Annotated in this window: 12 protein-coding genes; 11 read left to right on the top strand and 1 reads right to left on the bottom strand. The window is 44.2% G+C overall.

Annotated features, from left to right (window positions below; translation table 11 throughout):
• Positions 1 to 167 precede the first annotated feature (167 nt).
• A complete protein-coding gene (nrfA, locus tag IRQ95_RS05540; RefSeq protein ID WP_194436007.1) occupies positions 168 to 1595 on the bottom strand; it encodes an ammonia-forming nitrite reductase cytochrome c552 subunit in 1428 nt (475 codons plus the stop codon).
• 476 nt (positions 1596 to 2071) lie between these two features.
• Here nrfA and nrfB point away from each other — a divergent pair, with 476 nt between their 5' ends.
• The 11 genes from nrfB (at position 2072) to IRQ95_RS05485 (ending at position 12867) form a co-directional block, all read left to right on the top strand.
• On the top strand, positions 2072 to 2659 hold the full coding sequence (gene nrfB / locus IRQ95_RS05535; protein WP_194436006.1) for a cytochrome c nitrite reductase pentaheme subunit: 588 nt from the start codon (positions 2072 to 2074) through the stop codon (positions 2657 to 2659).
• A gap of 1 nt (position 2660) precedes the next feature.
• On the top strand, positions 2661 to 3350 hold the full coding sequence (gene nrfC, locus IRQ95_RS05530; protein ID WP_194436005.1) for a cytochrome c nitrite reductase Fe-S protein: 690 nt from the start codon (positions 2661 to 2663) through the stop codon (positions 3348 to 3350).
• A complete protein-coding gene (gene nrfD, locus IRQ95_RS05525; RefSeq protein ID WP_194436004.1) occupies positions 3347 to 4318 on the top strand; it encodes a cytochrome c nitrite reductase subunit NrfD in 972 nt (323 codons plus the stop codon). The genes nrfC and nrfD overlap by 4 nt, the downstream gene beginning before the upstream one ends.
• Positions 4319 to 4320: 2 nt before the next feature.
• Positions 4321 to 6216: a heme lyase CcmF/NrfE family subunit gene (locus IRQ95_RS05520; RefSeq protein ID WP_194436003.1), complete on the top strand. Its 1896-nt coding sequence runs from the start codon at positions 4321 to 4323 to the stop codon at positions 6214 to 6216.
• On the top strand, positions 6197 to 6733 hold the full coding sequence (locus IRQ95_RS05515) for a DsbE family thiol:disulfide interchange protein (RefSeq protein WP_194436002.1): 537 nt from the start codon (positions 6197 to 6199) through the stop codon (positions 6731 to 6733). Before IRQ95_RS05520 ends, IRQ95_RS05515 begins: the two co-directional genes overlap by 20 nt.
• Positions 6733 to 7167, top strand: coding sequence for a heme lyase NrfEFG subunit NrfF (nrfF, locus tag IRQ95_RS05510; RefSeq protein ID WP_194436001.1), 435 nt, complete (start codon positions 6733 to 6735; stop codon positions 7165 to 7167). Before IRQ95_RS05515 ends, nrfF begins: the two co-directional genes overlap by 1 nt.
• 99 nt (positions 7168 to 7266) lie before the next feature.
• Positions 7267 to 7725, top strand: a complete 459-nt coding sequence (locus tag IRQ95_RS05505; RefSeq protein ID WP_194436000.1) for a DUF2919 family protein — start codon at positions 7267 to 7269, stop codon at positions 7723 to 7725.
• Positions 7726 to 7853: 128 nt separating this feature from the next.
• Positions 7854 to 8756, top strand: coding sequence for a Dyp-type peroxidase (locus IRQ95_RS05500; RefSeq protein ID WP_194435999.1), 903 nt, complete (start codon positions 7854 to 7856; stop codon positions 8754 to 8756).
• Positions 8757 to 8969: 213 nt separating this feature from the next.
• Complete coding sequence (locus IRQ95_RS05495) at positions 8970 to 10103, top strand: flagellin (RefSeq protein ID WP_194435998.1); 1134 nt, start codon at positions 8970 to 8972, stop codon at positions 10101 to 10103.
• 243 nt (positions 10104 to 10346) lie between these two features.
• On the top strand, positions 10347 to 11489 hold the full coding sequence (locus IRQ95_RS05490; RefSeq protein ID WP_194435997.1) for a flagellin: 1143 nt from the start codon (positions 10347 to 10349) through the stop codon (positions 11487 to 11489).
• A 244-nt stretch (positions 11490 to 11733) separates the two neighbouring features.
• Positions 11734 to 12867: a flagellin gene (locus tag IRQ95_RS05485; RefSeq protein ID WP_194435996.1), complete on the top strand. Its 1134-nt coding sequence runs from the start codon at positions 11734 to 11736 to the stop codon at positions 12865 to 12867.
• Positions 12868 to 12911 lie beyond the last annotated feature (44 nt).

The following is a 12911-nucleotide window of genomic DNA, read 5'->3' as shown; positions in this document are numbered from 1 at the left end:
CTTGCTTCTGTATGCCTATGTAATGAATGGAAGCTTCTGCGCACGGTATAACAAAAAATATCGCGATCGCGACCTACGGTCGCTTCCAAAAAAGAACCCCGCTTGAAAAAGCGGGGTTCGTCATCAATCTGAACCGGTGCAAGCACCGGTTTTTTGTTGGTAAGTGGTTAGAACTGACTTTCACGCTCTTGAGCTTGTTTGTCCCATTCCGGTACGACGGTTTCTAAGAAGTGTTTCTTCTCTGTATTCATCGCATCCATATCCATTCCCAGCGCTTGTTGTGCTTTTAACTTGGTGGAGATATCTGGCAATTCGATAGGGTCTGTAATGCCTTTTTTCGCCAGTAGACGAACCAATTTGGTACGTGCATCCGCGGCTTTATCCACAGCGGTTCCGAGTACCTCTAGTGCTACTTCAGGTGCGTGCATATGTACACCGTGAGAGGCGATGGCATAGTCCCAACGCCACTGAGCATGACGGATGTCTTGAAGAATATCGGCCATTTCAGCCTCTGTGGCACCAGCTTCCCATGCTGCACCCGCTTCAAAGTGCGCGGCAACGATTTGTTTCTCAGCGGTCAACTTCATATTGTGAACTTGGCCTTTGCGAGTGTTAACAATTTCCAGCATTTGATCTTTGCTTTGCGTGTGGCAGTTCGCGCAGGTATCTTCGAAGCGGTCAAACGGATTACCCACTTTATGATCGGTATACACTGTGCCATCTTCTTTGGTGACTTTAGGCATATGGCAATCCACACAGGCGACTTTATTTTTACCATGGATACCATCACGCCAAGTTTCATAGCCAGGATGCTGCGCTTTTAGCATTGGTGCTTTAGAGACTTTATGCGTCCAATCTTTAAACCCTAACGCATCGTAATACTTTTCCATATCGCCGACCGTGGTTCCCATATCCCAAGGGAATTTGACCGCTTTAGTTGGACCAGTAAAGTAGTACTCAACATGGCACTGACCACAAACTGAGGCTTGCTGATCTAAGCGTGATTGCTTGTTGAAGGGTTTGTCTATCGCGACGAAAGCTCGTTCCACATACGGCTTGGCAAGCGCTAGTGCAGGCTCACCATTTTTAAAACCATCACTTCGGGTATCATGACAATCAGCACAGCCAATAGGATTGGCGATTTGATTGCCACCTTTTGCCCATTTACCACTGAAATAGCCATCCTCGCCTTGTTCATCAATCACGCGACCAACATCAGGACTCTTGCAGCTCCAGCAAGCCATCGGCATAGGGCCAGAGTTTTCATCAGTTGGACCACCAGTTCGTAGGGTTTGACGTACATCATCCAGTGCATAGAAGTGGCCGCGTGCTTTGTTGTAGTCCTTGGCAAAGCCGTAGCCTGCCCAGAGAATCACCATATTGGGGTCATCGGCTAAAGCATCATCAATCGCTTCGCTTTCCGATGTTGCTTTCCAAGAATGATATTGATCAGGGTGTTGCTGCTGATAGGCATCATTGCGTGGGTCAATGAGTTCTTTATTTTCGGATGCAGCGGTACTAGCGGCACTTATTACTGAACTTGCCACTATTACTAATGCTGCAACGGATTTTTGTATCCAGTGCAATTTATTCACAGTGCTATCTCCATATTCTGTTTTTAATTATCAGCGTTGTGTTCTGACTATATTCCAAACTAAGAATTGGAGTTGCTAATGGACAGTGTAGTGTTTTCAAATTAATTGTTTATTTCTCATCATAATTGAATTGTTTAAGATCAATTTACATAGGTGATCTAAGTCATGATTAGGTCAAACTAACCCTAAAGGGGTAGTTGTTTGTTATTTGGATGCTAATAGTAATAATTATTATTTACACAGCGGATTGATGAGTGAAATAGTTTACTTGTTGATGATGATCCTATTTTCGCTTTAATCATGTTTTGTTACATCCTAGAAAGAGTAAACTTACTTATAGCGTTGTGGCTTTTCCAAAATAAGAATTGATTTCATTTTATGCATTTAATATGCGTTGAAGGATTTTAATTTTATCCATTTTAATTTTGCTAGCATGTCCTGAGCAAAATAAAGAATGGTGACGAGGAAAGGATAATATGGCCAATATAAAGTTGACCATAGCCATAATGCTGAAGTTACTACTCTCATTATGCCTCTATGGTTATTCTCTTCATGCCGTTGCCGAGTCATCGACGGTTGAGGCTAGCCCTCAATCTACGCGACATGAAGTCACACTCTTTCGTGACAAAGACTATAAATGTACTCAATGTCATAAAGATTCAAAACAAACGCTACTCGGTTCCCATGGCGAAAAAGCCCACCAAGAGTTGGGGCGTGAGGTGAATTGCGTTGATTGCCATCGCTCCATTGGTCCTGACCATCGTGAAGGCGCACCCCAAGTACACAAATTTTCTAGTGCTCAGTCACAACCCGGCAGCGATAAGACATGGCTTGAACCGGAGGCAATCTTAAAAGCAAACGCTCAATGTATGGATTGCCATCAACCTTCGAAGCTTCAAGAATACAGCTGGACTCATGATGTACATGCAAAAAATTTAACCTGTTCCAATTGTCATGATGTGCATGCCAGTCAAGCGAAGGTGCTAGGGCTTGAGCGCAAAGAACGAATCAAGCTTTGTGTCGACTGTCACTCCGATATCACCAAGTTGAAGGAGGAGAAGTAGCATGAAATGTAGCAGACGAAATTTTTTAGCGGGGACTGGTGCGGTGATCTTTACCACGGGTGGTTCTGGGTTGTCACTCCTCAATAGCACTCAACTCTCCGCTACAGAGCCATCAACAGCAAAGCGGTACGGAATGGTTCATGATGAAACAGCGTGCATTGGTTGCACAGCATGTACTGATGCATGCCGAGAAGTCAATCAAGTACCGGAAGGGGTTTCTCGTTTAGAAATTGTCCGTAGTGAGCCCCAAGGTGAGTATCCTGATGTGAGCTACCGGTTTACTCGTACATCTTGCCAGCATTGTGAAAATCCTCCTTGCGTTTATGTTTGTCCTACAGGAGCTGCTTATAAAGATGAGCAGACTGGTATTATTGATGTGCATAAAGAGAAATGTGTCGGTTGCGGTTATTGTTTAGCGGCGTGTCCATATCAAGTGCGCTTTTTTAATCCCGTTGATCATTCCGCTGATAAATGTAATTTCTGTCGAGATACTAATTTGGCCGATGGAAAATTGCCTGCTTGTGTTGAATCTTGTCCGACTAAAGCTCTTATATTTGGTGATTTAAATGATCCAACCAGCGACGTGAATCAGATTATTGAAAATAAGGTGGTGTATCGCGATAAGGCACATCTAGGTACTAAGCCTAAGCTGTATAAAGTACCACACCAGAAAGGGGAGGTGTCATCATGAGTGGATTCGAGAGTGCATTTCATTTTGATTCGCTAGTCTGGGATTGGATTATTGCGGTTTATCTATTTCTTGCGGGTATGTCAGCAGGTGCAGTGATGATTGCTTTGTACCTTAAACGACGGGTTATCGAAGGTGACCCTGCTAACAATGGCATCATCAAAGCCATGGCATGGTTAGCACCATTTGGCATTATATCCGGCTTAACCATTCTAATTTTTCACCTAACCAAACCATTATCATTTTGGAAGATTATGGTGTTTTATAACCCCACCTCTGTGATGTCGATGGGGGTGATCTTATTCCAAGTCTACATGTTGGTATTATTCGTTTGGATTGGTGTGATCTTTCGCGCCCCAATCATGAATTGGCTGGATGGTAAGTTGCCTGATGGCTTGCTTAATTTTGCCGATAATTTACTGGTGAAGCTGAAAGGCAGCAGCGACGGGATAGAGATTTTTCTTGGATTTTTGGCGATTATTCTCGCGGCTTATACGGGGTTCTTACTCTCAGCATTGAAAACTTATCCAATGCTCAATAACCCTGTATTACCGATTCTTTTCCTGTTCTCCAGCATATCATCAGGTGTTGCCGCGTGTTTGATGTTTGGCGTATTAGTCTTTAAAGAACCAACCAGTAGCGCCAGTGTGTCATGGGTCCACTACATAGAAAGGCCTGTGGTGATGTTTGAGCTGTTTGTCTTAGTCACTTTTTTTACCGGGCTTATTTTTAGTGGCGGTCAAAATGAAGTGGCAGCATGGAATGCCATTGGCGGCGGTTTCTGGTCCAACTGGTTCTGGTTTGGGGTGGTATTGCTTGGCATGGTGTTACCGCTGGTACTGAATAGTGTTACCTCCAAGCAAGTTCGTCATCGTGGAGGGTATATCTTTGTGGTGACCACGTTAAGCTTGGTTGGTGTACTTATGCTGCGTACCTTTATTTTGTATGCAGGGCAGATGACAGTGGTGTAGTTATGATGGGAGAGTTGGGACATTTTGCTCTTATTTGGGTCGTGGTCTCAAGTTCGCTTGCGGCGATGTATTATGCGTGGTGTCGCTATTTTAATCGTGCTCGTCAACTCTCCCTTTGTTCACTATCTCGACTTAATTGCGTGATCGCTTCATTGAGCCTTATCTGTTTGGTGGTTCTGTTTTGGCAAGATCAATTTCAGTATCACTATGTGGCTACTCACTCAAATATTGCGCTGCCTGATTACTTTAAAGTGGCTGCGGTATGGGGAGGGCATCAAGGTTCGATGCTGTTCTGGGTGTTTACCTTGACGTTATGGTGCGCGCTTATCTCTCTCATTCATCAACGATATCGGCCATTGTTGGATGATGTTTTATGGATAATGACCTGCTTTATCGCCGCCTTTGGTTGGTTCACACTATTGGCGTCTAATCCTTTTGAGTTCTCTACTCAAGTCATTCACCAAGGGCGCGATCTTAATCCGATGTTGCAAGACATAGGGTTGATATTCCATCCCCCATTGCTCTATTTGGGATACATCGGTTTTTCGACGGTGTTTGCTTTTGCTTTAGCGGCATTGCTCAACCCTAGATTTAGCACACAATGGGTACCATTGTGCTTACCTTGGGCGATTTCTGCGTGGCTATGTTTGAGTGTAGGGATTTTGCTTGGGTCTTGGTGGGCGTATAACGAATTGGGCTGGGGAGGCTGGTGGTTTTGGGACCCAGTAGAAAATGCTTCCTTGCTTCCGTGGTTAACGGGCACCGCCTTGTTACACGCAATGGTTGCAGTACGACATCATAAACAGATGCAATTGTGGGCACTGACATTGGCGCTCGTGACATTCTGTTTAAGTATCTTGGGCACTTTTATTGTCCGTTCCGGCATTCTCACTTCAGTGCACGCGTTTGCCGTTGATCCTAGCAAAGGGATTGCCTTATTGGTAATACTGGCAGCTGCGCTATTGGCTGGCTTTGTTTTATTGCTGCAACGCAGTGAGGGTATCAAAAGTCCAATGATCCAAGCGTTGATTGGTCGAAGCTATTTTGTTTTATTGTCTCTAGGGTTGTTGTCTGTCGCGAGTTTAACGGTGCTACTTGGTACGTTTTATCCCCTGGTGTATCAACTACTCGGTTTTGGTCAGGCTTCGGTAGGAGCGCCTTATTTCAATACCTTGTTTTTTCCACTCACTGTACTCGCGCTAACGGGAATAGGGATGGTGCCATATCTCAAATGGCATCAAGGTACGAATGTGGGGTGGGGGCGCATCGTTATGCGGTTTATTTCGGCGTTGACCCTAGGTATTGTGCTTTATTCACTGCAGGTGGATCAGATTAATGTTGCTGTTGCGGTGATTTGGGGATTAGGTGTTTGGGTTATTGTCGGTCATCTAGTTGGGGGGATTCGCCAGCGAAAAGCAAGCTTTATGTTGTGTGCGCACATAGGGTTAGCGATTGCTGCTATTGGCGCGATGATGAACGCTCAGCACTCTTATGAGGTCAATCAAAAAATGGCTCCCGGCGTACAGACTGAATTTACCGATTGGCATGTCGACTATCTCGACACTCATTGGTATGTCGGTGCCAACTATACCGCGCAACAAGCTGAAATAAAGTTTAGCCAAGCAGGAACCGAGTTTGTATTACGCCCTGAGCGTCGCCACTATCCGGTCAGAGTCATGAACATGAGTGAGCCTGCCATTTATAGCGCGTGGAATGGCGACTATTACGTGACATTAGGCCCTAAAGTGGCAATCGGTGCTTATGCGATAAAAATCCAATTTCGAGCTTATATTGGCTGGGTTTGGTTTGGGGCCTTATTGGCCAGTTTTGGGGCAATGGTAGCATTGGTTTCAAAAGCAAAATCAAGGGAGTGGCACGGTGTTTTTCAGCAAGCATAAAGTTCTGATTTTTATTCTTGGTTTAAGTGTATTCATCGCTTTATTGGTGGTCGGTGTGCAGGCGCAACGATTTGGGCCTCAGACTCAAGCGACGGTTAGGCAATTGCCGCAACAGACGGTGGTCACGTTAGTTGAACAAACTGAGTTGATTAGCCAATCACTTTTGAATGAAGAGTACCAAGTTCTGAATGTATGGGCTTCTTGGTGTGGTATTTGCCGAGCAGAACATCATTTCCTTAATCAAATTGCGAATCAGGGTGTTGCCGTGATTGGGTTGAATTATCGTGATGCTCGCGGATCGGCACTCAACTACCTTGCTGAACTGGGTAATCCCTATCAAAGTGTCATCTTCGATCCTAGCGGTAAATTATCGATTGATTTAGGGGTTATTGGCACTCCGGAGACTTACTTGGTAACTCAAGAAGGAAACATCGTTTATAAACACTCGGGTTTGCTTGATCAACAAGCATGGGATAAGTTTTTTGCTGCTTACTTTGTTGGTAAAGGAGAAAGCTGATGCGTTGGGTGCTGTTATCCCTATGCTTGTGTGCATTTTGGGCATTCGCAGACAGTGAGCAAATTTTTGTCGCATCAGATGAACAACAAATCACTCAGGTCGAGTTGTTTGAATTCTCTTCACCTCAATTGCAACAACAAGCTATCAATCTAGCGAAGTCGCTACGCTGTCCTCAGTGCCAGAACCAAAACTTGGTGGAATCAAATTCACCCATCGCGCTTGATTTACGTTTGGTCGTTTTTGAGATGATTAATCAAGGTAAAAGTGAACAACAAGTGGTTGATTATATGACCGCGAGATATGGCGATTTTGTACTCTATAAACCACCGTTTTCGTTACAGAATAGTATGCTCTGGGGCTTACCAGTTTTGGCGTTGCTGCTGTTTGTGCTTCGCTCAGCTATGGGGGTCGTAGGCAGAAAAAACAATGCATAACTTAGTTTTCTAAATTGAGTTTAAAAAAATACTTTAGCCAGCCTAGAGAGTTGGTATAGAGTGGCGGCACTCTTTTCATCATGCAAAAAGTCCTATCCCGTGCAGTATTCTATCGAACAATACGACAAAAATGGTTTCCTTCATGCGCCGAAATGGCTCTGGCTTGGCTGGATGCTACTTGCAAAAGCATGGGTGGTATTTGTGGTTGCTGGCGTAAGTCGTGATAGCGGAAATACGATACTGAGCTATGTTTATCCTGACCATCAAATGCTTTATTTGGGATTGGCAATGGGCTTGCCGAGTATTGCATTGATGTGGCTGATAAGCCTGCGTTCGCCAGAACGACGCTGGGCAGGAAAGATTGTCGCTTGGGGTAAACCGATAACATTAATCACCGCAATCAGCCAGCTGATGCAAAGCACCTATCATGTGTATTTGCAAGCCGGCGAGTTTAGTTGGGCAAATGGGCTGATCATGTTGTTGTTACTTTGGTTTATTATCTACGTACAACAAAGCAAGACAGTGAGAGATTGTTTCAAACTCAATGAGACAAAATGATCGTAATCAATACGGCACTCCGAATAAACATTACACTGAGCAAAAATAAAGGTATACCCAAGTCATCAAGTGGTTATGTTTTGCATACCGACTTTGGCGTAAAAGGGGTATAGAAAAGGAGCTAATAAATGTCACTTCCTCAATCGGCAATTCTTCCGGAAGCGGAACCGTTCGCACAGTACACACTTTTGAAAGTGAAACAAAATCCTCAATATGTGTTAACTCAATTACAAGCATTACCTACACTAGTTGCGGAACTAAACCAGCAACAACCTAATGCTAATCTGACGCTATCAATTGCTTTCACACATGGTTTTTGGGGACAACTGAACCAATCAATGCCAGCAGAGCTCATTGAGTTTCCACAACTGGGTGAAGGTGACATTGTTGCTCCAAGTAGTGATGTTGATGTCTTGGTGCACCTACATTCAAATCGTCATGACTTACATTTTTATGTAATGCGTAAGCTTTTGGCAGAAATCGCGGATGACGTAACTGTCGTTGATGAAACGGCAGGTTTCCGTTACCTAGATGCACGTGATATGACCATGTTTGTTGACGGTACTGAAAACCCGAAAGCTGAAGCGCGACAAGAAGTGGCGATCATTCCTGAAGGTGAGTTTGTTGGCGGTAGCTACGTAATGGTGCAACGCTTTATTCACAACCTACCAGCATGGAATCGTTTGAACATTGCCGCTCAAGAGAAAGTGATTGGTCGTACTAAACCAGACTCAATCGAGTTGGATGATGTGCCAGCTGCTTCTCACGTAGGTCGTGTGGATATTAAAGAAGAAGGTAAGGGTCTGAAAATCGTACGCCATAGCTTACCTTACGGCAGCGCAAGTGGTGAACATGGCCTACTGTTTATTGCTTACTGCAATACTCTGCACAACTTTAAAGCGATGCTAGAAAGCATGTACGGTACAACGGATGGTAAGACTGACCAACTGTTGCGTTTCACTCATGCTGTAACCGGTGCATACTTCTTTGCTCCTAGCAATGAGATGTTTCAAGATCTTGCAGTTAAATAATTAGTGATCGTTTCATCACAGCGATTCAAAAGCCGAGCAGAAGCTCGGCTTTTTTACATCTGTACTTGATCAAAAACTCGCTAAAGTTCTGTGATTTAGGCCGATAAGAAGTATAGCGCTGATTATGTTAGCGCTTGGCTTGGTTATTTTTATCAAGAGTGAAACCCAAACACCTGAGGTTAGTTGGGTATACCAAACAGGACCCTTTATTCGATGAGCATTACGGTTAATACCAATGTTTCGGCCATGACTGCGCAACGCCATTTAAACAATGCGACCAGTTTGCTGAACCAATCTTTGGAGAGACTCTCTTCAGGGAGCCGTATTAATAGTGCAAAAGATGATGCCGCCGGGTTACAGATCTCCAATCGACTTGAAACTCAGATGAGTGGGTTGGACGTCGCGATGCGCAATGCCAATGATGGTATATCGATCATGCAAACCGCTGAAGGTGCGATGCAGGAATCCAGCAATATTCTGCAACGTATGCGGGACTTGTCATTGCAATCGGCCAATGGTTCTAATAGTGGCGCTGAGCGTACAGCACTACAAGAGGAAATGGCCGCGCTCAATGATGAGCTTAATCGTATTGCTGAAACGACTTCGTTTGGCGGTCGAAAACTACTCAATGGTTCTTTTCAAGACGCGTCTTTTCAAATCGGTGCGGATTCAGGTGAAGCGGTGCAGGTGTCGCTAAAGAGTTTGCGCAGCGACGGTCTCGAAATGGGTGGTTTTAGCTATTTGTCCGCAGGTAAAGCCTCCTCGGAATGGACGGTCACTCAGGGTAAGCAGCAGTTTAATATGAGTTTTGTTGATGCTCGTGGTGAACAACAGAACATTCAAATTGAAGCCAATGCAGGTGATGATATTGAAGAGCTGGCTACCTATATCAATGGTCAAACCGAACAAGTTTCTGCATCGGTAAATCAAGATGGTCAATTGCAAATCTTTATGGCGGGTAAAGAAACGGCAGGCACGATCAGTTTTTCAGGTGGTTTAGCCGAACAACTGGGCATGAGTTTGCGTGGTTACGAAGTCGTCGACAATATTGATATCTCGGATGTTGGCGGCGCACAACGAGCGGTATCGATTATTGATACTGCGTTGCAGTTTGTCGACAGTCATCGTTCTGAGCTCGGCGCAATGCAGAACCGCTTTGGTCATGCGATCAATAACCTTGGTAATATCAATGAAAATATTGCCGCTTCCAACAGTCGTATAAAAGATACCGATTACGCAAAAGAAACCGCTCAGATGGTTAAGCAGCAAATATTGCAGCAAGTGAGTAGCTCAATATTAGCGCAGGCAAAGCAGCAGCCTAACCTTGCTTTGACATTACTAGGCTAATGAGTAAAAAGCGGTCTGTATCGACCGTTCTAATGATAGCTTTAGCAATAACGGCGTGTTTTTTCGATTTTTAGCCGTTTGGTCACACAAAAGCCTCTAAAAGCCATTCTTTCAAAAAAAACTTAAATTTTTTCTAAAGCTTTTCAAAACCATGCCGTTAATAAAAGTAACTTTGAGAGAACTACTTGGTTTTCCGAGACGTCGGAAACCGGAAACATCGGAAAATCAATTGGAGTAACCATTATGGCAGTAAATGTAAATACTAACGTTTCAGCAATGACAGCTCAGCGTTACCTAAACCAAGCAACAGGCGCACAACAAACTTCTATGGAGCGTCTATCGTCTGGTTCTAAAATCAATAGCGCTAAAGACGATGCAGCGGGTCTACAAATTTCGAACCGCTTGAATGTACAAAGTCGTGGTCTTGATGTTGCAGTACGTAACGCTAATGACGGTATCTCAATTGCACAAACCGCTGAAGGTGCAATGAATGAAACGACTAACATTCTGCAACGTATGCGTGACCTATCGCTACAATCAGCGAACGGTTCAAACTCAAAATCTGAACGTGTTGCTATTCAAGAAGAAGTAACGGCACTAAATGACGAACTAAACCGTATTGCTGAAACGACGTCTTTCGGTGGTAACAAACTACTAAACGGTACGTTCACAACTAAATCAATGCAGATCGGTGCTGACAACGGTGAAGCGGTAATGCTAACCCTAAACGATATGCGTAGCGACAACGCTCAAATGGGTGGTACTAGCTACAAAGCATCGGCTGAAAACGCAAAAGACAAAGATTGGACAGTAACAAACGGTTCAAATGTTCTTGAGATCACGTTGACTGAAAAAGGCGCAGCGGCTCCTGAAACTATCTCTATCCAAGCAAAAGATGGCGATGATATCGAAGAGCTAGCAACTTACATCAATGGTCAAACAGACAAAGTAACAGCGTCTGTTGATGAAGAAGGTCGCCTACAGGTATTTGCTGGTGCAAACAATGTAGATGGTGCAGTAAGCTTCGGTGGTTCTCTAGCTGGTGAGCTAGGAATGAGTGCTGGTGCTGCAGTAACGGTTGACAAAATTGACGTAACTAGCGTTGGCGGTTCACAAGAATCAGTTGCAATTATCGACTCAGCACTTAAGTATGTTGATAGCCACCGCGCAGAACTAGGTGCATTCCAAAACCGTTTTGAACATGCAATCAACAACCTAGATAACATCAACGAAAATGTAAATGCTTCTAAGAGCCGTATTAAAGATACTGACTTCGCGAAAGAAACAACTGCACTGACTAAGTCGCAGATTCTTTCTCAAGCTTCAAGCTCTATCTTGGCACAAGCTAAGCAAGCGCCAAACTCAGCACTTAGCCTACTAGGCTAATTAAGCAAGTTAAAAAAAATCCAGCTTCGGCTGGATTTTTTTGTTTTCCAGTAATGGAAAATTTTCTATTTAGGATTTGAATTGCTTCACATTTTTTCTATCCGCTTAAAATAATAGCGGGAAAAAATTAATTTTCTCTAAAGGTTACATTCTGTCGGTCGTTAAAGGGCTGAGAGAAATGATATGCATTGAAGTGAGGTGAGAGACATGGATATGCATAGCCCTATGCCTAAGGAGATCAAATATGGCAATCAACGTAAACACAAATGTGTCTGCGATGACAGCTCAGCGCTATGTCAACAATGCAGCCGACGGGATGCAGAAGTCGATGGAGCGCCTGTCATCAGGTTACAAAATCAACAGTGCTAAAGATGATGCAGCGGGTCTGCAAATTTCTAACCGTTTAACGTCTCAAAGCCGCGGTTTAGATATGGCTGTAAAGAATGCGAACGATGGTATTTCAATCGCTCAAACCGCTGAAGGTGCGATGAATGAAACCACGAACATTCTGCAGCGAATGCGTGACCTTGCACTGCAATCATCTAACGGTTCTAACTCACGTTCAGAACGTATTGCGATTCAAGAGGAAGTGACAGCTCTAAACGATGAACTTAATCGTATTGCTGAAACGACATCTTTTGGTGGTAATAAGTTGCTCAATGGTACTTACGGTAGCCAGTCTTTCCAAATTGGTGCTAGCTCCGGTGAAGCAGTTCAATTGACCATGAACAATATGCGTTCTGATACCACAGGCATGGGCGGCAAAGCCTATACCGTCGCGGCAGGTAAAGCTCCTGAGTGGCGTGTAGCCGCAGACGCCACTGACCTGACGTTAAACTACACTGATGCACATGGTGAAGCGAAAGCTTTAACTATCAATGCTAAAACGGGTGATGATGTAGAGCAGTTAGCCACTTATATCAATGGTCAAAGCGAAGACATCAAAGCATCGGTTGGCGAAGATGGGAAAATGCAGCTTTTTGCCGCGAGTAACAAAGTTGATGGTGAAGTAACGATTGGTGGTGGCCTTGGCGGTGAGCTAGGTTTCGCTGCAGGTCAAGATGTTACTGTTGCTGACGTCGATGTATCGACTGTGGCTGGTTCACAGCTCGCAGTGTCGGTGATTGATGGTGCATTGAAATCAGTTGATAGCCAACGTGCCTCTTTAGGTGCATTCCAAAATCGCTTTGAACACGCGATTAATAACTTAGACAATATCAATGAAAATGTGAACGCATCGCGTGGTCGCATTCGTGATACTGACTATGCAAGAGAAACAACCCAAATGACAAAATCGCAGATTCTGCAGCAAGCGAGTACTTCGGTATTGGCACAAGCTAAGCAGACACCAACTGCAGCATTGAGCCTTTTGGGTTAAAGCGCAACAATGCCGAGCCGATTAGGCAAGTGAATAATGTACTT

The organism is Vibrio fluminensis, assembly GCF_015278125.1.
Taxonomy (GTDB): domain Bacteria; phylum Pseudomonadota; class Gammaproteobacteria; order Enterobacterales; family Vibrionaceae; genus Vibrio; species Vibrio fluminensis.
This window is presented reverse-complemented; position numbering and strand designations above follow the sequence as displayed.